Raw genomic sequence first — 24,981 nt, 5'->3', positions numbered from 1 at the left:
AGTAAGGTATGATTAAAGATTTTATTTTACCCGACATCGGCGAAGGTGTAGTGGAATGTGAATTAGTTGATTGGTTAGTTAGCGAAGGTGACATTGTCACTGAAGATCAACCGATTGCTGATGTAATGACAGATAAAGCCTTAGTGCAAATTCCGGCGCCGCATGCTGGAAAAATTACCAAGCTTTACTACGCCAAAGGTGAAATCGCCATTGTGCATCAACCATTGTACGCAGTAGAAATGGATGGAGATGACAACGATAGCGTCATTGAAGCCCCTGTAGCTGCTATGACACCGGTTAACGATTCAGCTGTTAACAACAGTAATGCTGTTACGGCCACAACCAGCAGTCAGTCAAACATTGAAGAGTTCTTATTGCCTGATATCGGTGAAGGGATTGTTGAATGTGAATTGGTTGATTGGTTAGTCGAAGAAGGCGATATCGTCGTTGAAGATCAACCCATCGCTGATGTGATGACCGATAAAGCGTTAGTGCAAATCCCGGCCATGAAAGCCGGTAAAATTGTCAAACTGCATTATCGTAAAGGTCAGCTTGCTAAAGTGCACTCACCTTTATTTGCCATTGAAGTAGAAGCTGAAGTTAATGCTCCGTCAGCTCCTGTTGAAGTGGTTGAACAAGCACAAGCAGCTGCGCCACAAGTTAACCTTGAACCTGTTGCACAAGGTAAAGCCTTAGCTAGCCCAGCCGTTCGCCGCATGGCACGCGTACTGGACATTAATATCGCTATGGTTGTTGGCACAGGCAAAAATGGCCGAGTTTACAAAGAAGATATTGAACGTCATCAGCAAGGTGGTCATGCCACTCAAGCTGCCGCAAGCACAACGCCAGTGTCGTCAACGAGTCAAGATAATGCTCAAGCTGGCAGTTCTGTGAATAGCGGCATAGTGAGTAATGTAACGGCGAACGATCGAGTTGAACCTATCAAAGGCGTCAAAGCTATTATGGCGAAAATGATGGTTGAGTCAGTATCGACTATCCCTCATTTTACTTACTGTGAAGAGTTTGACCTTACCGAACTCGTTGCCTTACGTGAAAGCATGAAGCAACGCTATTCAACTGACGAAGTGAAGCTGACCATGATGCCATTCTTTATGAAGGCCATGTCATTAGCGATCACAGAATTTCCGATATTAAATAGCCAAGTTAATGCAGATTGCACCGAACTCACTTACAAGTCTCGTCATAACATTGGTATGGCCGTTGACTCAAAAATGGGTTTATTGGTACCGAATGTTAAAGACGTACAAAGTAAGTCTATTTTGGATATTGCTGCTGAAATTTCACGCTTAACCACCGCCGCACGCAGTGGCCGTGTGTCGCCAGCAGATTTGAAAGACGGTACCATTTCGATTTCTAATATCGGCGCATTAGGCGGTACCATAGCAACGCCGATTATTAACAAGCCGGAAGTGGCCATTGTAGCGTTAGGTAAGTTACAAATACTGCCACGCTTTAATGCTAAAGGTGAAGTTGAAGCGCGTAAAATTATGCAAGTAAGTTGGTCTGGCGATCACCGCGTTATTGATGGTGGCACCATTGCTCGCTTCTGTAATTTGTGGAAACACTACCTAGAGCAACCACAAGAAATGTTATTAGCCATGCGCTAATGATGATTAGTGTTAATTGCACTATCTTATCCAAAAGGACGCTAACACGTCCTTTTGTTTTAAGTGGCTTTTTCGTATAATACTCGAACAATGTAAATCGATTGGAACCTGTATGAGTCTGTCGGCACCTAAAATTGAAATGATTGAATATCCGTTTCCGCCAAAACCTGCCGTGTTGTCTGACACTGAAAAAGCACAGTATAAAGCACGTATTAAACAGTTATTGATTGATCAAAATGCAGTACTTGTTGCCCATTATTATACCGATCCTGAAATTCAAGCATTAGCTGAAGAGACGGGCGGTTGTGTGTCTGATTCATTAGAAATGGCCCGCTTTGGTCGTGATCACCCAGCCAAGACATTAATTGTTGCTGGCGTTAAGTTTATGGGCGAAACCGCTAAAATCTTAAGCCCAGAAAAAACCATTTTAATGCCAACTCTTGAAGCAACCTGTTCATTAGATTTAGGTTGCCCGATTGAGCAATTCAGTGAGTTTTGCGATGCCCATCCCGACCATACGGTTGTGGTATATGCTAATACCTCTGCAGCAGTAAAAGCACGTGCGGATTGGGTCGTAACCTCAAGCATCGCACTTGAAATTGTCGAGCATTTAGACAGCCAAGATAAAAAAATTATCTGGGCACCCGATCGTCACCTAGGCGCTTACATCAACAAACAAACTGGCGCCGACATGCTGTTATGGCAAGGCGATTGTATTGTGCATGATGAGTTTCAAGCCAAAGCACTTCGTGAGCTTAAAAAACAGCATCCTACGGCGGCGATTCTAGTACACCCAGAATCACCTGCCAGTGTAGTAGAACTTGCTGATGCTGTAGGCTCTACTAGCCAGCTGATTAAAGCTGCGCAAACCATGCCAAACGACAAGTTTATCGTCGCTACCGATCGCGGCATTTTTTATAAAATGCAGCAAGCGGCTCCTGGTAAAATATTACTTGAAGCCCCAACCGGCGGCAATGGAGCAACCTGTAAAAGCTGCGCCCACTGTCCATGGATGGCCATGAACGGTTTACCCGCTATCGAAGCTTCATTAGTCGATGCCGATAAAACCAATCATGAAATATTTGTGGGTGAAGAACTTCGCATTAAAGCACTCATCCCACTCACCCGCATGCTCGATTTTGCCAAAGAATTGAACATGAAAGTGAAGGGCAACGCTTAAACGTTTAGGTTTAGGTTTAATGTCCATGAAAACAGAAAGCCGACATTTAGTCGGCTTTTTTGTTTTTATAAAAAGTCATTTATTTCTGCAAATACACTTATATAGAGTCCATTGAAACAACGCCGTGAGCATGGCATGGATGTCATATTAGCTTTCGCTGGTCAGAGTCACTCCTTGATATTCCATTACCATGGCATTCGTAAATCCATTGACATCAGATTGCTATCGGAAGCGCTAGGGATTTTTGACAATGGGCGAGGGCGTGACTAGCGAAGTTAAACGCTGAATTAGTCTCGATCTAAATATTCTGCTTATCAAAAGATTTAGTTGGAGCGATGAGGAGATCAATCGCTTTACCCTTTGACTTAGGTGTGAGCGAAACGCCACTAGCTTCTCGACCGAAGGCCGCATAGATCAAAAGAAAGTTAATAAACAGAAATCAACACTGCATCGAAACAATAAGAGAAGGGGATGTTGCTTACCCAGCCGCCAAAACAAAAAGCCCCGCATATATGCGAGGCTCTTAAGCTAACTAGATTTCTATCAAGTATTAAATAATATTTGTAGATTACTTAGCGTTCATTAGTGCAACAGCGTTGTCTAACATGCGGTTACTGAAACCCCATTCGTTATCATACCAAGACATCACTTTCACTAAACGACCATTAACACGAGTTTGTGTTGCGTCGAAATTCGAAGAGAAAGGATTATGGTTAAAGTCGATAGACACCAATGGTTCTACATTAATCGCTAATACTTCAGACATTGGAGACTGTAGTGAAGCACGAGTAATGATGGCATTAACTTCTTCAACAGTAGTGTCGCGAGATGCTAAGAAGGTTAAGTCAACTAAAGATACGTTAATTGTTGGTACACGTACCGCTAAACCGTCAAATTTGCCTTGAAGCTCAGGAACCACTAAACCTACTGCAGCAGCTGCACCGGTTTGGGTTGGGATCATAGACATTGCCGCAGCACGAGCACGACGTAAATCTGTGTGATACACATCAGATAAACGCTGATCGTTAGTGTAAGAGTGGATAGTAGTCATTAAACCAGACTCAATCCCAAGCTCATCATTTAACGGCTTAGCAATAGGCGCTAAACAGTTAGTAGTACAAGAAGCATTTGAAACTACTGTCATATCAGCAGTTAATACTTCGTTGTTTACGCCGTAAACAACAGTGGCATCAACATTCTTACCTGGTGCAGAAATAAGTACTTTCTTAGCGCCAGCAATAAGGTGCGGTTGCACAGATTCTTTAGAAGTGAAAATACCAGTACATTCGAAAACGATGTCAATTTTCAACTCAGCCCAAGGTAACTTTGATGGGTCACGTTCTTGGAAAGTTAAGATCTTGTCGCCATTAACATAGATAGCTTCATCGTCGTGATCAACTTTTGCGTTGAAACGACCATGTACAGTATCGTACTTAGTTAAGTGAGCATTAATTGATGCATCACCTAAATCGTTTAATGCAACGATTTCGATTGGGTAATTTTTTTCGCTTTCGTATAGAGCACGTAAAACATTTCTACCGATACGGCCATAGCCGTTAATTGCTACACGGATAGTCATCTCATATCCCTCAAGTTAAAATAATTTGGTGGCATGTAAATCGCCTGGTTGTAAAATTACCAAATTGGCTGTAATAATCAAGCTAAATCACCTAAATATGCCGAATTAAGCCAATAATTTTGTATTTTTTTTACATTAAGCTCATTTTGAATATAAATTAAGCACAGTTTTGTAAGTTGTACACTAACGTAAGCGAGATAATATTGGCCGATTAGTGAGGTGATTTATGCTTACTTTAGTAACATCTCGCTGCGACTCTGTGCAAATTGTTTACTCATTACCGCAGAGATTAATTCAAGTGCTTGTTTATCGAGTTCTGTCGCTAATGTTTTATTACCTTTAATAATGGCCAATAACTTTTCTTCATCGGCATGGTTGTCACTCATTAACAAATTTGCTCGAGTTAACAGGTATTCTTTTTCAGCATTTTGTTGTTGCCGATATATTGATGCTAACGCTAAAAACCAATCAGCATCGATTTTGGCTGGTTCTGTTGCGGCTAACAAATGCAAATAAAGCGTTTTAGCGTCGTTAGGTGAGACTCGCACATAATAAGCTGCTAGTTGGGTAATAATGTCATTGTCGGTGAGTTCACCTTGCTTATAGGTGCGTTCAACAATGGCGAATGCGTCTTGATCGTTGAAACGCGTCCAACGATAAAATGCCAAATGCACCTCATTATTAGTGCGGGTAAATTCTTGAAGTTCAGATAATGTTTGAGTACTTACCGCAAATGCTCGCTCGCGATCTCGTGTACGGTCGGTATTCAACTTATGTTGAACCCCTGCGGCTAATTCGATGCAGTTACTGTAATTTTCTAGATAAACCAGCTGCTGATAAAGTTGTTTCCCAGTGGGTGTCGAACTCTGTTTTAACGCGTATCGATGACGGATCAAGTCGCCTTTTTCAAATCGGCACCAACTATCTTTGTGTAAATCGCTACAAAGTTCGGGATTATTTTTACAAATGAGGTCGCTATTACGGTCATTATCGCAGCCAAAAAGGCCAAATAATGCCCCAATAATTGTAAATGATGTAATTAATACAAAATTTTTGCTCAAAATCGTCTCCGAGAGGTAAATTGTCTAATAAAATTACACATTTACCGAAAATTTGTTACTAGCGAAATAACCTGTATTTCATTACAATGTCGGCGACCAACAGGGGCCACCCCCATACAATATACTAAATTATTGGTCTTTTCTTTTTGTTACTCAAACCTTTCTGAAAAAACGAGAAAAGTGAGATAAAGGATCCCTACATGAGCGCAGATAAACATTTACAGAGCTGGCAAGAACGTTTCGAAATGGCAGAAGCAATGCAACCGTTGCTTGGCAAGTTGTATCGTAACCAAGGCATTGAAGTAATGGTATATGGTAAACCATTGCTTAATGCATCAACCATCGAAATCATTAAGTCACACCGTTTAGTACGTCGTCATGTCGGTGAAAAATTACGTCTTCGTGAAAGTTTCCCATTTGTTGTAGCACTTAGCAAATTAGCGATTAAACATTGCAGAGTGGATATTGGTAAATTAGCGATTAATTACTGGCGTAATAACAAGGATGCGAGCGGTATTGAAGCTTATATGACACAAGAATTGTCAGAAGCGGTTAATCACGGTGATGATACCCCGGCTCGTGATGTTGTACTTTATGGTTTTGGTCGTATCGGCCGTTTGCTGGCACGTTTATTAATTGAACGTACCGGTAAAAGCAACAAATTGCGTCTGCGTGCCATTGTGTTGCGCGGTGGTAAAAAGGGTGATTTAGAGAAACGTGCTAGCTTATTGCGTCGTGACTCGGTACACGGACCATTTAATGGCTCTGTCGAAGTTGATGAAGAAAACAACGCAATCATCGCTAACGGCACTTATATTCAGATTATTTACGCAAATTCTCCTGATCAAGTTGATTACACTCAGTATGATATTAAAGATGCATTAATTGTCGATAATACTGGTATTTGGAAAGATGAAGAGGGTTTAGGTTTACACCTTAAAAGCCCAGGAGCTTCAAAAGTATTGTTAACGGCACCTGCTAAAGGCGCTATTAAAAATATCGTCTATGGTGTGAATGAAAACGATATTCTTGATGAAGACACAATTGTTTCAGCGGCAAGCTGCACTACAAACGCTATTACGCCAGTGTTGAAAGCGGTTAATGACAAATACGTTATTGAGAATGGCCACGTAGAAACGATTCACTCGTATACGAATGATCAAAATCTAATCGATAATTACCATAGTGCCGACCGTCGTGGTCGCAGTGCACCGTTAAACATGGTGATTACTGAAACGGGTGCCGCTAAAGCTGTTGCTAAAGCATTGCCTGTATTAGCGGGTAAGCTAACCGGTAACGCAATCCGAGTTCCAACACCTAACGTATCAATGGCGATTATTAGTGTTAATTTACAACATGAAACTAATCGTGATGAACTGAATGAATATTTAAAAGATGTCGCATTACAGTCTGGATTACAAAATCAAATTGATTTTACTGAATCGACTGAAATAGTATCTAGCGATTTAGTCGGTTCACGTTATGCCGGAGTTGTTGATTCGCAAGCGACGATAGCAGAGGGTAAACGTGCCATTTTATACGTATGGTATGACAACGAATTTGGCTATAGCTGCCAGGTTGTTGGCGTTATGCAAAAAATGCTTGGTTTAACCACATTATCATTACCAAAAAGCTAATGTGTTATAAAAACTACCCATTCATGGTGGTGAATACTCGAAAGGCGTACAAGCTTAATATCGCTGTTTATTGAGTACTTACCGTCATATTTATGATAAAGCATCTCTTTGGAGGTGCTTTTTTATGCGCGTTGTAATTTATTTAATCATAATGATGATTTATGCATCAAACAGTCATTATGTTGCAATAAATGTGTTTTTATTGATTGACTATCGGGGCTAAAACGGTAGAATGCCATTCCGCAGTCAGGGGAAACTTCTTCAGCTGTTAAGTTTGAAAGGCATTATTGTTCTTACAAATTTAGTAAAGGTTATAGGCGATACAAATGCGACATTAGCTCAGTTGGTAGAGCGATACCTTGCCAAGGTATAGGTCATCGGTTCGAACCCGATATGTCGCTCCAATTTCTTATCTTATCCGATGGATTTGAATTTGGTTAAAGCATGGCGCGATGGCAGAATGGCTATGCTACGGATTGCAAATCCGTCGATCTCGGTTCGACTCCGGGTCGCGCCTCCACGAAATTGCGTTTGATGGTTACTTTTAGTAACGGTTAAAACAACACTTTGCCCGAGTGGTGGAATCGGTAGACACAAGGGATTTAAAATCCCTCGCTGAATAAGCGTGCCGGTTCAAGTCCGGCCTCGGGTACCATTATAATCTCTAGTAATAGAGAGTGGTGTAAAAAAGCCTCAACATTAGTTGGGGCTTTTTACGTCTGAAATTTGTGAATTAGATCGAAAGAATAAAATCCCTCGCGCTCTGGTTGAACATCAGGCGTACAGGCGCAAGTCCGGCCTCGGGTACCATTATAATCTCTAGTAATAGAGAGTGGTGTAAAAAAGCCTCAACATTAATTGGGGCTTTTTTACGTCTAAAATTTGTGAATTAGATCGAAAGAATAAAATCCCTCGCGCTCTGGTTGATCATCAGGCGTGCCGCTCTTTATTAATAACAATCGTCAGAAAATTTAGCTGAATATTAAGTGTTATTGAATTGGTGGGGAGACTTTACAATAGAGGAGGATGCTGATGATAAGATCTTTGGGTTAGTCACACTTTGGAATCAAATGTTAGCTTGAAGCTAGGCTTGTCTAGGAATGAAACATAACGTGAGAGGCCTGTAACTCTATGAACCATCACGTTATGAATAGAAAAGGGTGGTGACTAAGACTGATCGTCTAGTTGAATTTGGCCTACATATAAAACAGGGGCAGCATCAATTTCATTGGCATCCATCATGGTAGCTATCCGCTCAACGGCAGACAATAATTGACTTTGTTCCCATTCTTCAAGGTTTTGATAACGCATAATAAAATGTTCTTGCAGTGGTTTAGGTGCGCTATTTAATAACGTTTTACCTGCGTCACTTAACGATAAATGAACTTTCCGTTTGTCGGTTTCGCTGCGCGTTCTAATCACCATGCCACGATTTTCTAATCGATCAATAATGGTCGTCACTGTCGCTGCACTCAAATTAATTTCTTGAGCTATTTGTTTGGCCAGTGGAGCGTCAAGTTGATCAATTTTCTGTATGACCATTAATTGTGGTCCAGTTAGACCCGATAGTTTATTTAATTGACGTGAGTGTATATCAATAGCTCTGATCACCCGGCGCAATGAAATTAATAGTTGTTCGTATTTTTCCATAATCCCCTCATAATTCACCATGCACCTTAGCAGAATTCGGCTTATTACTCATGTCCAATATCAAAAAAAGCAGAATAATGTCATAGACATTATTCTGCTTAGCTATTTTATCAGCAATTACAACTTATAGACTGAAAGTACGTGATACCGATAATACTGCGCGGGTATCGCTTAAGTCTGTGTCCATGCTCGTGTCTTCAACGGCAACGTTGAAGTCAAAACCTTCCCAGCTGGTTAAGTACTCTGCGCGATAATGGTTGTAAGACTTGTCACCGTCCCATGCCCATTTGTCTTCGTCTTGCGAAGTAGAGCGGTCAAAACTAACACGGATGTCATGACCTTCTGCAATGGTAAAGGTATGAGCAACCATCATGATGTAATGGTCAGCATCAACACCAAAGTAATCCCATGAATACCAAAAGTTTAATTCACTTTGACCAAGCGATGAAGCATAGCCAAACTTAGTGTAAATCTCTGGGTAGTAATACTCATCAGAGGCATCATCACCATGGTAAGTGTAATATGCAATACCCGCATCTACAGACACTCTGTCTGTTAGTTCAAAATATTTACCTGCGTAAAAATCAAGTTCTAGCCAAGTGTCATCAGCACTGCCAAAGTCAACATTCGATGCCCAAGCTCCAACGTACCAACCGTCATCGGCAGCATAGTCTAGGCTAGCTTGTAAGGCAGGATCATTGTCTGTTTGGCTAACACCATTAAAGGTATAGTCAGAGGTTGCATTAACGGTTGTGCTTAACTCACCAGCCATTACTGAAGTCGGTAAAGCAAATAAGCTTAATAAGGCTAATTTTTTCATTGTGGTGTTCATCATTATTCCTTGGATCATTATTATTGTTTAGTCTGCTAATTCGATTTTAGTAAAATCGATTTTATTTTCTTTTGGAGAACGTTCTATATCAGTCACTTTACGGTAGTGCGATTTTAAAATGTATCCGAAACAACTTAATATCAAGGCAATAGCGAGAGCGCCAACCCATTGAATTTGTAAAAAGTCTAGTTTGAATAACAAGGTTAAGCCACTCAGTACCACTACATTACCGATGATATAAGGTACTTTACCAAAACGTTCAACGGTAAGGTTTAAGTTATCTGTATATAAACGAACCAGTGAATCGAGTGAGTTAATAACAAACATTACCCCTACAATCACCATTGCTAGATTATAAAAACCTGACGTATCAATACCATTCGCGCTGTAGTAGTACAGAACCGTGAACCAAATCGCGATTGGGATTGAAGGGAATACCATCATGGCTATTAATACTTGATAGGTTTTCATTCCACCCACAAAACGAGCGGTAAATTGACCAATCATAATGCTCCATGCAAACCACCAGAATAGGTAAAATTCGTGGTAATCGTTTATTGGAAGTACAAAGTTATGAATGTTGCCAAAATAGTCACCAATTAATGCAAATGTAGTAAAGAACTCACCCACACTAGAATCGTCTGATAAAAATGCGCCCGCCCACATGATGGCGATTAAACCAAAGAACAACCAGGTACTGCCTAAACTAAGATAACGAACATAGCGAATACTGGTGCTTGAATACACTGCGGCGGCAATAACCATAAACACGATTAAGTAGAAGCTGCTGACAACGGTTTCTCCATCACCTAATTGCGGTAAATACCACGGTAAGTTAGTTAATAATAAATAAGCGGTAAAGGCACATGTACCAATGATCACTACGTTATTAATAAACTTTATCAATGGAATTTCAAAATACTTAACTCTTGGTTCAATAACACAAAAGTAGAAGCAGGTTAAAAAGTAAAACGCCCAAATTAAGCAGGCCCAAAAACCAAACTCTATGGCTAACGGATTACTAAATCCATATTCTGGACTGGTTGCCAAATCTGCATAACCAGCAAATTCAGTTAACGGAAACATGATTAAGCCAACATCAAGCCCTGAAGTGAACAAAATGGCAATAAAGGTAAATTTACGCACCGGTGTCACACCAATGCACTGCATGTTACCCCAACGATAAATAACAAATGCGATAGCGGCAAAAGTGAATAAAATGCCTATTGATAACCAGGTCGTCATTATTTAACTCCCGGGTGAATAGTGTGTGCGAACATAATGTTGGCTCCTTGTTGTATGTTTTTTATGCCATAGAACAATTTTTAAAGGCAAAACGCCCTCAAGCCTTAAGTATCGTGATGACGATAGTTAAACCCTGATAGATTGAACTTGGCTAAATAGGCCATTTACAAAAATGTAGGTTGGCCATCAACCTGTTGTCGATGTCTATAAATGAATACACATCGACGAATGGGTGTTAATCAATTTGTCGTTTAGGCGCTTGTAATCGTTGTGATGTTTGCCATTGCTCAGCAATAGTCACTTTTGCCAAACTTGGCGCAAGAGGTTTGTTGCCTAAAATGATGTCGGCAGCGCGCTCGGCGACCATAATAGTCGGGGAGTTTAAGTTACCATTTGGAATGGTCGGGAAAATTGACGAGTCAACCACTCGTAAACCATGAATACCATGAACTTTTGTTTCAGAGTCGACAACAGCCATCTCATCTTCACCCATTTTGCATGAGCAAGAAGGGTGATAAGCGCTTTCTACTGAGCTTCTAACAAAACGATCAATTTCTTCATCTGTCTGTATTGATAAGCCTGGTTGAATTTCTTCACCACGATACTCATCTAAACCCGGTTGATTAATAATTTCACGGGTTAAGCGCACACACGCTCTAAAGCCTTCAATATCATCTTGATGCGATAAATAATTGAACTGAATTTGTGGCGCAACCTTGGCATCATTTGATACAACCGTTACGGCGCCACGGCTTTTAGGTTTATTGTGGCCAATATGAACTTGGAAACCATGGCCAGCAAATGCTTCTTTACCGTCGTAACGCATAGCAGCAGGTAAAAAATGGTACTGTAGATCCGGCCACTCTAAACCCGCTTTTGAGCGGATAAATCCACACGATTCGAAATGGTTAGTTGCGCCCAAACCTGATTTATTAAAAATCCAGCGAGCACCAATAAACAATTTGTTTAACGGGTCAATTTTGCCATTGAGCGAAATAGGCTTTAAGCACTTAAATTGGAAGTAAAACTCTAAGTGGTCTTGCAGATTCTGACCAACACCGGGTAATTGATGTACTTGTTCAATGCCTGCGCTAGCTAACGTGCTTGAATCACCAATACCCGACAGTTGTAAAATATGCGGTGAACCAATAGAACCTGCAGATAAAATCACTTCTTTATTGCAGTTAACATCTATTAGCTCGCCTTTACGTTCGTAACGAACGCCGACAGCCGTTTTGCCTTGCATAATCACTTTATGTACAAGCGCATGAGTGACCACGGTTAAATTCGGACGTTTCATCGCCGGGCGAAGGTACGCATTTGCCGTAGACCAACGCACACCATTTTTAACGGTCATGTGCATTGGGCCAAAGCCTTCTTGCTGACTAGCGTTGTAATCATCAGTGGCTAGATAGCCGGCATCGACACCTGCATCCACAAACGCTTGATATAACGGGTTTTTCATTTCATTACCGTTATTAACCGCTAATGGACCTTTATCACCGCGATAAACATTACCGCCAAAAGACCATGTTTCAGCTTTTTTAAAGTAAGGCAGACAGTGAGCGTAATCCCAGTCTTTTGCACCTTGTTGCTGCCACTCGTCAAAATCACGCGCATGACCACGTACGTAGACCATGCCATTGATTGATGATGAACCGCCTAACACTTTGCCACGCGGGCAATGCATACGGCGATTGTCCAAATGTGGTTCGGCTTCGGTTTCAAACTGCCATGCATACTTTTTAGTATTCATAGGGATAGATAGCGCCGTAGGCATTTGAATAAAAATGCTCTTGTCGCTGCCACCGGTTTCAAGTATCAGGACTTTATTGTCTCGATTTTCCGTTAAGCGGTTGGCTAATACACAACCTGCGCTACCGGCACCAACAATAATATAATCGTATTCATGAGATATTTGCGTAGACATTAATGGGTCACTCCTAAAATGGGCTTTCAAGTGACTGCATACCAACGTAAACAGCTTTTATTTGGGTGTATGCTTTTAATGTTTCAGAGCCATTCTCACGACCAATACCAGACATCTTGTAACCACCAACCGGCATTTCTGCAGGAGAGGCACCATAAGCATTTATCCAACAAATACCGGCTTGCATTTGATGAATAACGCGATGTGCACGGGTAATGTCTTGCGTAAATACACCTGCCGCTAAGCCTAGGTGAGTACTATTGGCACGCTTAACAACTTCATCTTCATCAGTAAAGGTAAATACTGACATCACAGGGCCAAATATTTCTTCTTTCGAAATCGTCATCTCATCAGTGCAATCTGTAAATACCGTCGGTGCAACAAAGAAACCATTCGGTGCATTGTCAGGCGTTAATGCTGTTCCGCCTGTTAATAAGGTGGCACCTTCTTTTTTACCGATTTCAATGTAGTAGAGTACTTTTTGCTGATGGTCGCGTGAAATCAATGCACCAAAATTGGTGTCAGGGTGCATTGGGTCTCCGCAAACGATGTTTTGTTCGGTACGCTCTTTTAAACGTTGGATAAAGCGCGGATAAATATCTTGCTGCACAAACACGCGAGTACCGTTGGTACACACTTCACCTTGAGTATAGAAATTCGCTAACATTGCTGCTGATACCGCATTTTCAACATCGGCATCGTTAAAGATAATCAATGGCGACTTTCCGCCTAGCTCCATAGTCACGTCTTTTAATGAACCCGCAGCAGCGGCCATCACTTTTTTACCGGTTCCGACTTCGCCCGTAAATGACACTTTAGCGATATCTTCATTGGTGGTTAGCCATGCGCCAACTCTACCGTCACCTTGAACAACGTTAAACACGCCATCTGGTACACCTGCTTGAGTGAATATTTCTGCTAAACGCATTGCGCCGCGAGGTGTTTCTTCTGAAGGTTTAAAAATCATTACGTTGCCGCAAGCAAGTGCAGGGGCTGCTTTCCAACAAGCAATTTGTAACGGGTAGTTCCATGCGCCAATACCAGCACAAATACCTAATGGCTCACGGCGAGTATAATAAAAGTCAGCGCCAACAGGCTGTTGATTGCCTTCAATACTTGGGGCGAGTCCGGCAAAGAACTCTATAGAGTCGGCGCCAGTAACGATATCGACAACCGAGGCTTCTTGCCATGGCTTACCGGTATCCAATACTTCACCTGCAGCAAGCTGATCATTTTGCTCACGGAGTAGGGCAACGGCTTTTAATAAAATGCGGCTACGTTCTATCGGCATCATCGCTGACCAAACTGCAAAACCTGCTTTGGCACTCTCTATGGCGGCTTTTTGCACAGACTCGGTTGCTACTTCAACTAAATAGCTGACTTCTCCAGTAGCAGGATTGATCACTTCAAATGTTTCGCCTGTACCGTTTGATTGGTATTTTCCATGGATATAATTTTGATAAATAACTAACGATGACATTATTCTACTCCGTTGTGCACGATCACAGCCTTGATAAAGGCTTTAGATAAAATTTGGGCTTGTTTAAAATCTTCTATTGGGGTGGTACTCAACGCACTGCGTAACCAAAAACCATCAATTACTGCCGCTGTTTGCTTGGCTGCATTAACTGCTGCTGCATTGGGTAATAATTGTTTAAACGAAAAAAGCAGGTTGCTGTATAACCGCTGACTATTAATGTTTTGCAATCTTGCTAACCCAGGATCGTGCATCGCTTGGGACCAGAAGCTTAACCATGTTTTTGTCGCGGCTGTTGAACGTTGTAATTCGGTAAAGTTTGCTTCCACGATCATTGAAAGCCGATCTATTGGGGTTAATGTTTTGCCTGACGTTCTTGTCAGTAATGCTTGCTTCAATTCCTCTAACAGAAATTTCTGCGTGGCTTCAATTAACCCTTGTTTACCACCAAAATAGTGGCTGATGATCCCTGATGACATTCCCGCCAATCCACTAATGGTATTAATAGTAGTGTTTTGTAACCCATGACGTTCGATTGACATTAACGTGGCATCTATCAGCTGTTGTTGTCTGACGTTTTTCATTGTAGGTCTTGACATAAAAGGGGTCCGTTATCTGTATTAAGAGTTGTTAATTGAACGCTCAATTAATAACGATACTAATGATTAGTGCTGTAATTATCAAGTTATAACTTGATATAGATCACAACATTCCAGTGACAAAATAAGATAGGAAACTAATTATAAAAAATAAGACACTGTTCTGTATGGGTTAAATGTTATCTGGCTTTGGTTGATGGTTTGTTGTAAAAAACGAAGAGATTTTACATGAAATCATTACAGCTGCAGTTATTTTTAGGTTTTTGATTGATAAAATATCATTTTAAAATAGGCGTTATGTCCCTAAATAGCCTCATTCGTGCAGATATAGATTGTAGAGCCATGAGCTTGGTATTGATTGAAAAACGGCAGAGTCATTGAGCACATAGCGTGAGCTATATTGATTAAATCTGTTTGTTTTAGCCAATTTCACCAGTATTTTTTTGGAGTGTGTCACTCTACAACCACAGCCTTATTCTCTCTGACTAATGTTAGGTATTAATGTTATTCATATGGGTGATGTATTCTGCTAAGTGTTCAGTGTTCAAGGATTAAGGATTGGTTATTAAGGACTGGGGAGGGCAGTTTGATTAACTCTACTGCCTGAATAATGTCACCAACGATGATCTGGATTTATCATAGAGACGTGATAGAAAAACAATAACCATGCTATAACCTTATTTAAAGGTTCAAATAGCAAGATGATTAGATAAGAGGAACACAGATGGGCAGTGCATCAATGATCATGTGGAGTGTGCTATTTGGCGCTATAGGCATGGGGTATTTTGTTTATGGTAAGCGCCAAAGGGCGATTGTTCCCTTGTGTGTAGGAATGGCATTAATCGTGTTTCCTTATTTTGTTGCCAGCGTGACCACTTTGCTGATTATGGGAATAATCTTAGTTGCGATACCGTATTTTATCCGGCTTTAGTCGCTGTAGGCATTATTGTTTATCTGTTTTAACTATTGCCTAAGTTTATTTGGAATAAATATGGCCTGCGGCCACTAACGTCGTGGCGCTTCACCCACACCAGACTAAGAGGAAACCAACGGCTGTTCCCTCTTTATTCTTTATAAAAGAATTAGCCCAGCCACCCGGCAACATTTTCCCAATTGACTTAAATATTAGATGCGAAAAGATCGCCATGGGGATTTATCCAGCTTTTAACGTCATTTGTAGCCTAACTTCGGCCCATCTTGTATTAAGGAGTGAAAATGCTAACGCTAATTTCTTTAACTGCTTCAAGTTCAGAGTTGAATTTGGCCTTTTTCAAGACAAGAAAGCTAACTTGTTTTTGACCCAAAATGTGTTTGGAATATGGCCTGTGGCCACTAACGTCGTGGCGCTTCACCCACACCAGACCAAAAGGAAATCAACGGCTATTCCCTCTTGGATCACCCAGCCGCCCCGCAACATTTTCGCTATTTACAAAACAAGAGCTGCGAAAAGGTCGCCATGGGGTAGATCCAGCTTTTAACTTTATTTGCAGCCTGCTTCGGCCAACTCTTTATAGTAAAGAATGAAAATGCTAACGCTTCCGATAGGCCATCCTTGGCCAACGAAAGCTAAGCTCACATCCATGTGAGCTTCACGCAATTTTCTTCAACGTCCTAAAGTTCAGAGTTGAATCACACCATTTCCAAGTCAAGAAAACTAACTCGTTTTTGCCCCGAAATGAGTTAACGTTGTTGCTCAATCGAGGTATATTCATTTTGGTTTGCCATAGGTTTTCTCATTTCACATGTTTTGCAATAACAAATCTAGAATGGTGGCCAATAAACTTAGCCACAACAAAGGCAGATAAACTGTTAATAAGTTCGTTGTAGATTCAGAAAGCTAATTTCTCTTAAGTCGTCAAACTGCTTAGACAGGGCTGATGACCATCTGCAAGGATAGTTATGCTAACTTACTGTTTTTCTTTGGCATATAATAAGTACGTGATAATCTATCACCATACAGTTTTATAGATAGTAAATAGGGAACCTTAATGTCTACAGTCTACTCGTTACGAATTAACTATGACACAAGTGCCGATTGCCCAGAGAGAATATTTAAGGCTATGGCACTTTATGTTGAAGGGTTTAATGAGCTTCAGGCTGCATTTCTTCATGGCTACAGTAGTGAATTGAAAATCTCATCTACTTTAAATGAAACTCGCAGTGGGTCACTCATTGCTGATATTGGAAAAACTGTCAGCAAGTGTGTTAACGGAGTTAGCACTGGTAAACTTTTTGATCTAATAGCTAATGGAATCGAAAGAAAAATCTCCTGTGTTGGCAAAGTTGATTCTGAAAGTGATGTTAGACAGTTCGCTGATGAAGTTTACTCTATTGCAGCTAATGACCCTGAAATGCTTAAAATTATCTGTAAAAATGACGGTAACCTTTACCATATTGCTGATGCACTTCATAAGTTAGACAAGGCTCAGAAAAACCTTCATGAAAATGATAAGGTCGAAGTTGGACGGTTTGAAAATATGGTACCTTTAAGTCCAACTTTCTCTTGTCCACGTGATGCTGAAGCAATATTTGAAAACTGTGAAGTTATGCATATAAACAGCGAGATTTTGACTTTAAGACGACCAGCCTATCAAGATGAACTTAACTGGGAATTTGAAAGGAAATCGCATAACGGCCGTAAGATTACAGCGAAAATGTCATGTGTAAAGTGGTTAGATGACTTTAAAAAACGAAGGGTTCAGATATGGCCAGGTGAAGGACTAGAGGTTAAGGCAAAATACACCCAAACCAATAAACCTGGTAAAAAGAAAAAATCATATACCTATGAGATCATAGAAGTGATTAGAGTAGTTCCCGAAGAAGAAATATTAACGCAAGGTGATTTAGGCTTAGCCGATGACTAATAGAAATTATGAACCAGCCAAAAAGGAGGTGATGTTCATCGTGCTGCCACTGCTGATACTATTTATCATAAAGTGGATTGGTGGTGATCTTCTTAGCTTCATAAAACTGACCGACTTTTCACTTGCTACTTCAATAATGTATGGTCAACTAGTAGCAAAATCATTCAACGTGCCAGATAGTAGTAAGAAAAGAGATGAATTTAGTACCTATCAAGTAAAAATATTTAGTTTATGCTTACTTTCCTTGACGATGTACACATCACTTAACTTAATAAAAAGTGTCTCGGATACAGTCTATTGGGTGCAGGGAGTGTTATGTGTTACTTCATTAATATATTACATTCCAGCAGCCACTGTAATCAATGAAATGAGCAAGGAATAGTGAAAAATTTCAGCTTCATCTACGAAAGAAGTTCTTTCTAGTTGACTGAACAGAAAAACCAAGTCACTTATAAACCAGCGCCTAATAGGTTGCTTTTATAAAACCACTGCGGGTAACGCATGTGATGGTCAATGGAGTGAGGGCATCAGTTAGATTCCTTCACTAGCCCTACAAAATCTAATAACTATTACTATCGAATAGTACAATAACTCTATCAAGCTCTTGTCCAAAAATGAGTTGGTTTTAATTAAAAATAGATGACCTTAACTCTGATTTTAAAGCCTGTTTTGGTTGATTTTGAATGTAAGACAGTACGGCGTTCAAATTATTCAAATGATTTAGCCACTACAAGATGGTACATGACCATGGTTCAAAGAAAAGTTAAAATGCTATTATTGGGTACAATTTATCCTCAAGGATATTGGTGTGATGAACGACATTTTATAAATAAAGGCTTCTTGGATTGACGCGCTAACGCGTTCTGTTGTTTTAGGTTTTAGTTCAATATATACGTACAAATATTAATAATATTAGGAAGATAAATGCGTACATCAAAAATAATATATTTCACAATTTTTATACTCGTCATGTTTTCTTCTTGTATTGCAGTTTGGGTATATTATCTTAAAGAGGGCAAAGATTTACTGAGTTTTACAATATCGACAGTTGGTTTCTGCATTGCACTATTAGCTCTATTTATAGCTGTCAGGACGTATACATCAATCGATAGTGTGAACAATATAAGCAAAATGGAAGGTAACATTCTTGATAATGAGCACTATGTAACTTCTCTTCCTGAGTTAATCAATCAATTTAAGTCTAAAGACGAAAAAACACTAGACAAAGAACTATTTGATTCAGTTGAGTATAAGTTGAAAAAAGAATCCGGTACTGCCGTACTTTTTGCCGATACGTTACAGTATATGATTGATCTTATCGTTTTATTTCCTGCTGTTTTTAATGCTTCTGATACGGATAAAAAACTCTATAAAAAACGCATGGACAAGATATTAACAGAGGTAGATAGGCAACGAGACATACTGCATTCGGTAAGCAAGGGAAATTCAATTCAAATAACTGAAACAATAAAGTTATTTAAAGCTGTTGTTTCATATCAGAATTTTGTTGCTGATGGTAATTTTAATATCCATGCAGATCTTCTCCATGTTCGTGGTCCTATACTTCGAAATCCTGTCACAAAAACGATTTATCACAATTACCTTGGTTTATATTACAACAAAAAGGGCATGCACTTGCTTAGAGAGTCCCTGAATATGGGGGATATCGATATTCTCTCACTTAACGGCCTTAGCTTGGTACAGAAAGGTATTGGCTCTATATCTCCGTCAATTATAGAAGATGTGACCATGTATTTAAAATCTGCATGTGACCAGTTTGATAGAGCACTTAATATTTCTAGTGAAGATGTTATGTGGCCAGGATTTATTAATTATAACAAAGCACGTACATTGTATTTTTTGGCTTTGTTATCAAATACTGAAATAAAATGGCTTGAGGTTATGGATGAAGCGATTGAGTTTCGTAGTAGATTAAACCGCCTAATTGACGAAATATTAACAATAGACAGATCCAAAACTGCCAAAATAGAGAATACACATTTAAGGCAATTTTTTCTCTATCAAGAAGAGTTGGCCCGTGTAGTCAAATTAAATTTAATATTTGCAGATAATTCCATGAAACAAAATACGGTACCAGCACTGTATAAAGGGGTTAATTTAACGGATGCATCTAAAGAAACTGCTTCGGACTTATTTATGAAAATACACAGTTTCTCTACGGTAAAAGCTTATCAAGAGAAAATTGTTAACCGACTTGAAAAGTGTTCAAACGATATTACCAGTAACTGATTAATCAATCCGAATGTTTGTCTAGGTCTTTACTCGTCTCTATCATAAAAATGGGTGTCATGATTAATCATTTAAAAGGAAACCAACGGCTGTTCCCTCTTGGATCACCCAGCCGCCCCGCAACTTAGCACAAAGTATGATGCTTGATGCAGCCAGTTGTCATGCAGAATACGCTGATGACATATATTTAAACAAAAAAGGATTATTGTTTGAAATTTATATTTATAGATGCAGAAAATATTGGTCTCAAGGAAGTAGAAGCCGTAAGTGTGTCGATTACTGATAAAGTGTTAGTTTTCTCCAAGAATGATGCGGTTAAAGAAATTTGTGAGAGAAAGCTATTCATATGCAATTCAAACTATCCCACGGGTTCTAATCAAGCTGACTTTTACATTATAGGCAAGTTGGTTGGAATTATTGCATCTTTAACTGAACAGCAACGAGTTGGCTGCCACTTTGTCCTTTATTCACAAGATAATGCTTTGGTTACCGCGTTTTCTTTTCAGTGCAAGCTCCTCAACGTGAGACATAATATTGCCCTTGAATCAAAGAAACAGGTTCTATCTATACCTCCGGTTGTTGAGCCAAAGAAAAATAAGTCACCACAAAGTCTTGAACAAAAAATTTATGAACATTTCAAAATAGAGCAAACAACAGAGAACGTCAGAAAGAAACTTAACCAGTCAAAACCCGATTTCACAAAAGCATTGAATGCATTAATAAAAGCAAAAAAAATAGAACGAGTATCAAAAAACAAGAAAACGTGGATTCGAACAAAACACATATGAATTATCAAAGCAGCTATGTTGGGTGATTTATTATTAAGTTAAGTTTAAACTAGCTAGATGTTGCAATTTTGCACAGCGTTAGCGTTCTGCACTATAAAGGATGAAAAATGAATATTTGGGATCAAGATGCGTATTTAAAGGCATGGAATTTTGCTTCAGCCATTCATATGGGGCAAACGATACCTGGCAGTGAAATACCCTATATTAATCATTTAGGCTTAGTTTGCATGGAAGCAACGGCGGCTATTGCTGCAACTCAAAATATTAAACAACCTAATTTATTCATTGTTTGTGCTTTGCTTCATGATTCCATTGAGGATACAAAAACCACATTTAAAGATATTGAACATGAATTTGGTACAGACGTGGCAAGCGGGGTTCTAGCGCTAAGTAAGAATGAGGAGCTGTCTTCAAAAAAGGAAAAAATGGAAGACAGTATTCGTAGGATTAAAGAACAACCCATTGAAATTTGGATGGTAAAATTATGTGACAGGATTACAAATCTACAACCACCGCCAAAGCATTGGGATACTGACAAAATATTAAAATATAGAGATGAGGCATACTATATTTTGAAACAACTTGGTGAAGCCAATCACTTTCTTGCTGACAGGTTACTCATTAAAATAAATACTTATAGCAAGTACATTAAATAAACTAAACGAAACAACTTTAATCCTCCCAGCGTCCTGTTAAGTTCATCCTGGACGAGTTAACCAGCACTGTATAAAGGGGTTAATTTAACGGATGCATCTAAAGAAACTGCTTCGGACTTATTTATGAAAATACACAGTTTCTCTACGGTAAAAGCTTATCAAGAGAAAATTGTTAACCGACTTGAAAAGTGTTCAAACGATATTACCAGTAACTGATTAATCAATCCGAATGTTTGTCTAGGTCTTCACTCGCCTCTGCTATTAACCATAAGCTTGCTGATATTATTTTAGGAATTGGCATAGATAGTGATACAAAAATGCCCGTCAGTTAACTGACGGGCATTTTTATGTCGGCTGCTTGTTGCTATCGCGGCACGTTATTGCAGCTATTTATGCACTAAATTACCAAATACGTACGCGCTGATCTTCAGGCAAGTACAACTTATCACCTGGTTTAACATCAAAGGCTTTATACCAAGCATCGTGGTTACGCGGGGCGAGGGCACGGTAACGACCTGGTGCATGAGTGCCGGCACGTAACTGAGTTAACATACTTTGCTCGGTACGTTTTTCTTTCCACACTTGAGCCCAAGCTAAAAAGAAACGTTGATCGCCAGTAACGCCATCTATCACCGGGGCTTCTTTACCATTCAAGCTTAATTTGTAAGCATGGTATGCCATTGATAAACCGCCCACATCGCCAATGTTTTCTCCGAGACTGTTACGTCCGTTAACAAAGTTTTCAGGGATTGGTTCATATTGGTTGTATTGCGCAGCGAGCTTATCGGCTTTAGCATCAAAAGCGGCACGATCTTCATCTGTCCACCAGTTACGCTGAACGCCATTGGCGTCTGATTTAGAACCTTGATCATCAAAACCATGGCCCATTTCGTGACCAATTACGGCACCGATACTGCCATAGTTAACTGCTGCATCTGCGTTTGGATCGAAAAATGGCGGTTGTAAAATTGCCGCAGGGAACACAATTTCATTAAACGAGCTGTTGTAATAGGCATTGACCGTTTGCGGTGTCATACCCCAACGATTACGATCCGTTTTTTCCAGTTCTTTCGCTACGCTATCGGCTTGGAAATATTTGCGCAGATTCTTAATATCACCCATTAAATCATTTTTAGTGAGGGTTAAGCCATCAAACTGTTGCCACACATCAGGGTAACCAATTTTAGGGTTAAATGCCGCTAACTTAGCATGGGCATTCACTTTAGTTTCGTCGCCCATCCAATCTAAACCATCAATGCGTTGGCCTAATGCTGTGCGCAGGTTCTTAACTAACTCGGCCATTTTTTGTTTAGACGACTCAGGGAAATAACGCGACACATAGACTTTACCAATAGCGAAACCTAGAGACTGAGTGCCAGACATTTCTTCAACTGCACGTTTCCAGCGTGGACGAGGTTGCTCTTGCCCAGTGAGTTCTTTGCCAAAAAAAGCAAAATTAGTATTAAAAATGTCTTCAGACAATAACCCTGCATTATTACTAATGGTGTGGAATGTTAAATAGTCTTGCCACACAGTGAGCGGTTGTTGGTTAATTAAGCCAATCATAGCCTTAACCGGTTCAGGTTCAGATATGTTGAGTTGTGGTACTTGGTAACCACTCTGTGCGAAATAGATATCCCAATCAAATCCAGGATATTGCTTAACCAATTCTTCACGTTTGAGTTGGTTTAAGGTTAAATCACGGTCACGGCGTTTTTCTCTAGGCCATTGTGCCTGTGCTATTTTTGTTTCAAGGGCAAGAATTGCTTCGGCACGTTTTGCACCGTCGTTTATACCAGCAAAAGCCAGCATTGCAGCGATATGCTCAACATAAGCTTTACGAATTTTAACGAAACGCTCACTGTCTTCGAGGTAATACGAGCGATCTGGCAGGCCTAAACCACCAGCACCGATGGTCATTTCATATTGATTGGGATCTATACGGTTAAACCACATTCCACCCCAAATAGGGGACGATGCACCAGTAAGCCATGCTTCACCGAATACTTTGGTTAAATCTTGAGTTGAGCTAATCGCAGTAATTTGATCTAAGGTGGCTTTAATTGGTGTGATACCTAGTTTATTAATGGTGTCGGTATCCATATAGGCATGATAAAAATCAGCAATTAATTGTTCTTCGGCAGTTAAGTCACTGCGGCTGGCAATATCGTCGATAATTGCTTTCACTTGATTTTCACTGCGCTCAGCTAAGGCATTAAATGCGCCATAACGAGTTTTGTCGGCAGGCATGACAAAGTTGTCGTACCAAGTGCCACTTGAATACATAAAAAAGTCATCGCCAGGTTTAACGGCTTCATTTCGTGCAGCTAAATCCACACCAAAAGTACCTAACTCTGCTTTAGCAGGGGCCGGTGAGGTCACGGCTGCAAGCTTAGTGTTATTTGTATCAGATACGCCGCAACCACTTAATAGTGCTGTGGTTAATCCAATCGCAATTAAGGATTTATTCATTGTTATCGTGTTCCTTGGTCTATTTTTACAGAATTATTTGCCTAGCCATATTGAAAGACTGACAAAAAATGTCAATGTTCGAATTGTTAGCAAATTTAACTAACGCTGAGTTAAGCAATGAAATGCGTGGCTGAATATGTGTTGGTTTGATGTTTATTGGCTGTGTTGTTTATTTGAGAGGCACAGATAAGAGCAGTTGATTATCATCAGCATAATTAACCTAAACTTGGGATAAAGGTGAGTTAGGCTTTGTAATATGAACGCTGCCAGTGTTAAGCCACCTAACTGTGTTGGGTTGCTATTTTTCTTGGGATTGGCATCAGTATTGATAGTGCTACAAGTAGTGCTACAAGTAGTGCTATAGATAGCGTTATTGTTTGAGCTTGTTTGCTCAATACGCTGTAAAACAGCTTAATAGTTAGGTTTATGATTTACTCCACCGCTCACACCATCGCTCATACAACAAAGCTTACACAACATTGCTTACACAACAACTCTGACGCGAGAATGCTGACAGTAGGCTGGAGTGTTTAATCTGAATGTTGTGGTAATGATTTATCAATTTCCTTTGCCAACTGAGCCAATAAGTTGCTGTACGCGCTGACCAACTCCGCTGCCGTCGAACCTGCATTAGTGACCGCGATAAAATTTTGTTTTGCCAATGTTTGGTTTAATGGATTGTTTGTTAGCTCCCAGTTGGCATTGAGCCTGGCATTATTGCCATCTCGGTTGAGGGAAATAACCTTGATTCTAATGCTGTACTGGGGGCTGTTGTCTGCTTGCCAAGGAAATAACACTAGGTTACGACGGTTATCGCTTTGGCTGAGATTGATACTCATGACCCGGCTGATTCCTTGTTCAAGCGGTTCAGCCCAATAACTATTGGCAAATCGTTGCAGGTTACCATCGTCAAGTTGATACATCAGCTGTGTAAAATGTAAGTATTCGGCGACGTCAATTGGCCCTATACCAATGTCATACTCTAACGCAGTACTGCCCGACACTATTTGGTTGGGTATTGCAGTTAACACAAAGTACTGTTTTTCGGGAGAGCTTTGGCAGCCACTCACTAAACTCAATAGCAGTAAACCGATCCCCCAGTTAATGGTCCAAACTCCATATTTCCCCATGAC

General features: G+C 40.1%; 19 protein-coding genes and 3 tRNA genes. 12 read left to right on the top strand and 10 right to left on the bottom strand.

Annotation, left to right across the window (positions count from 1 at the left end; genetic code table 11):
* The first annotated feature begins 8 nt into the window (after nt 1–8).
* Both AAEY98_RS13830 and nadA read left to right on the top strand, forming a co-directional pair.
* Entirely contained in the window at nt 9–1,628 is a 1,620-nt protein-coding gene (locus AAEY98_RS13830; protein WP_101088349.1) for a dihydrolipoyllysine-residue acetyltransferase, read from the top strand.
* 112 nt (nt 1,629–1,740) lie between these two features.
* On the top strand, nt 1,741–2,808 hold the full coding sequence (gene nadA, locus AAEY98_RS13825; RefSeq protein WP_162023056.1) for a quinolinate synthase NadA: 1,068 nt from the start codon (nt 1,741–1,743) through the stop codon (nt 2,806–2,808).
* A gap of 568 nt (nt 2,809–3,376) precedes the next feature.
* Here nadA and gap read toward each other — a convergent pair.
* Together gap and AAEY98_RS13815 are read right to left on the bottom strand one after the other, a co-directional pair.
* Nucleotides 3,377–4,387, bottom strand: coding sequence for a type I glyceraldehyde-3-phosphate dehydrogenase (gap, locus tag AAEY98_RS13820; RefSeq protein ID WP_101088347.1), 1,011 nt, complete (start codon nt 4,385–4,387; stop codon nt 3,377–3,379).
* A gap of 230 nt (nt 4,388–4,617) precedes the next feature.
* Entirely contained in the window at nt 4,618–5,448 is an 831-nt protein-coding gene (locus AAEY98_RS13815) for a DUF2989 domain-containing protein (protein ID WP_351017633.1), read from the bottom strand.
* Between the two features lie 200 nt (nt 5,449–5,648).
* Between AAEY98_RS13815 and AAEY98_RS13810 the strand changes: the two genes are divergently transcribed.
* From AAEY98_RS13810 to AAEY98_RS13795, 4 genes are all read left to right on the top strand, one after another.
* Nucleotides 5,649–7,085, top strand: a complete 1,437-nt coding sequence (locus tag AAEY98_RS13810; protein WP_011637403.1) for a glyceraldehyde-3-phosphate dehydrogenase — start codon at nt 5,649–5,651, stop codon at nt 7,083–7,085.
* Nucleotides 7,086–7,413: 328 nt separating this feature from the next.
* Nucleotides 7,414–7,489 (top strand) — tRNA-Gly (locus tag AAEY98_RS13805).
* A 42-nt stretch (nt 7,490–7,531) separates the two neighbouring features.
* Nucleotides 7,532–7,605, top strand: a tRNA-Cys gene (locus AAEY98_RS13800).
* A 49-nt stretch (nt 7,606–7,654) separates the two neighbouring features.
* Nucleotides 7,655–7,740 (top strand) — tRNA-Leu (locus tag AAEY98_RS13795).
* Nucleotides 7,741–8,252: 512 nt separating this feature from the next.
* Here AAEY98_RS13795 and AAEY98_RS13790 read toward each other — a convergent pair.
* The 6 genes from AAEY98_RS13790 to betI form a co-directional block, all read right to left on the bottom strand.
* Complete coding sequence (locus AAEY98_RS13790; protein ID WP_101088345.1) at nt 8,253–8,735, bottom strand: MarR family winged helix-turn-helix transcriptional regulator; 483 nt, start codon at nt 8,733–8,735, stop codon at nt 8,253–8,255.
* Nucleotides 8,736–8,859: 124 nt separating this feature from the next.
* Nucleotides 8,860–9,567: a TorF family putative porin gene (locus AAEY98_RS13785; RefSeq protein ID WP_101088344.1), complete on the bottom strand. Its 708-nt coding sequence runs from the start codon at nt 9,565–9,567 to the stop codon at nt 8,860–8,862.
* A gap of 27 nt (nt 9,568–9,594) precedes the next feature.
* Complete coding sequence (locus AAEY98_RS13780) at nt 9,595–10,812, bottom strand: BCCT family transporter (RefSeq protein WP_101088343.1); 1,218 nt, start codon at nt 10,810–10,812, stop codon at nt 9,595–9,597.
* A 235-nt stretch (nt 10,813–11,047) separates the two neighbouring features.
* Nucleotides 11,048–12,742, bottom strand: coding sequence for a choline dehydrogenase (gene betA, locus AAEY98_RS13775; protein WP_351017630.1), 1,695 nt, complete (start codon nt 12,740–12,742; stop codon nt 11,048–11,050).
* Between the two features lie 13 nt (nt 12,743–12,755).
* The gene (gene betB, locus AAEY98_RS13770) at nt 12,756–14,222 is read right to left on the bottom strand and encodes a betaine-aldehyde dehydrogenase (RefSeq protein ID WP_351017627.1); all 1,467 of its coding nucleotides are present in this window, start codon (nt 14,220–14,222) and stop codon (nt 12,756–12,758) included.
* The gene (betI, locus tag AAEY98_RS13765) at nt 14,222–14,818 is read right to left on the bottom strand and encodes a transcriptional regulator BetI (RefSeq protein ID WP_101088340.1); all 597 of its coding nucleotides are present in this window, start codon (nt 14,816–14,818) and stop codon (nt 14,222–14,224) included. The genes betB and betI overlap by 1 nt, the downstream gene beginning before the upstream one ends.
* A gap of 724 nt (nt 14,819–15,542) precedes the next feature.
* Here betI and AAEY98_RS13760 point away from each other — a divergent pair.
* The 6 genes from AAEY98_RS13760 (at nt 15,543) to AAEY98_RS13735 (ending at nt 21,376) form a co-directional block, all read left to right on the top strand.
* Entirely contained in the window at nt 15,543–15,749 is a 207-nt protein-coding gene (locus AAEY98_RS13760; protein ID WP_101088339.1) for a hypothetical protein, read from the top strand.
* A 1,057-nt stretch (nt 15,750–16,806) separates the two neighbouring features.
* Nucleotides 16,807–17,682 carry a hypothetical protein gene (locus AAEY98_RS13755; protein ID WP_123884678.1) on the top strand — a complete coding sequence of 292 codons (876 nt, stop codon included), beginning with the start codon at nt 16,807–16,809 and terminating at the stop codon, nt 17,680–17,682.
* Nucleotides 17,675–18,064: a hypothetical protein gene (locus AAEY98_RS13750; RefSeq protein ID WP_123884677.1), complete on the top strand. Its 390-nt coding sequence runs from the start codon at nt 17,675–17,677 to the stop codon at nt 18,062–18,064. Before AAEY98_RS13755 ends, AAEY98_RS13750 begins: the two co-directional genes overlap by 8 nt.
* Nucleotides 18,065–18,606: 542 nt before the next feature.
* Complete coding sequence (locus tag AAEY98_RS13745; protein WP_351017623.1) at nt 18,607–19,932, top strand: hypothetical protein; 1,326 nt, start codon at nt 18,607–18,609, stop codon at nt 19,930–19,932.
* A gap of 209 nt (nt 19,933–20,141) precedes the next feature.
* Nucleotides 20,142–20,720, top strand: coding sequence for a hypothetical protein (locus AAEY98_RS13740; RefSeq protein ID WP_351011899.1), 579 nt, complete (start codon nt 20,142–20,144; stop codon nt 20,718–20,720).
* A 107-nt stretch (nt 20,721–20,827) separates the two neighbouring features.
* A complete protein-coding gene (locus AAEY98_RS13735) occupies nt 20,828–21,376 on the top strand; it encodes an HD domain-containing protein (protein ID WP_182744453.1) in 549 nt (182 codons plus the stop codon).
* Nucleotides 21,377–21,778: 402 nt separating this feature from the next.
* On the opposite strand, the gene AAEY98_RS13730 is transcribed toward AAEY98_RS13735, so the two are convergent.
* Together AAEY98_RS13730 and AAEY98_RS13725 are read right to left on the bottom strand one after the other, a co-directional pair.
* Nucleotides 21,779–23,848 (bottom strand): M13 family metallopeptidase, encoded by a 2,070-nt coding sequence (locus AAEY98_RS13730; RefSeq protein WP_335692340.1) that lies wholly within the window; start codon nt 23,846–23,848, stop codon nt 21,779–21,781.
* A 530-nt stretch (nt 23,849–24,378) separates the two neighbouring features.
* Entirely contained in the window at nt 24,379–24,978 is a 600-nt protein-coding gene (locus AAEY98_RS13725; RefSeq protein WP_351017619.1) for a PqiC family protein, read from the bottom strand.
* Between the last annotated feature and the right edge of the window lie 3 nt (nt 24,979–24,981).

It is taken from the genome of Shewanella sp. AC91-MNA-CIBAN-0169 (assembly GCF_040310165.1).
Classification (GTDB): Bacteria; Pseudomonadota; Gammaproteobacteria; order Enterobacterales; family Shewanellaceae; genus Shewanella.
Note: the sequence above shows the minus strand (reverse complement) of the source record. Positions and strands in the feature narration are given on the sequence as shown.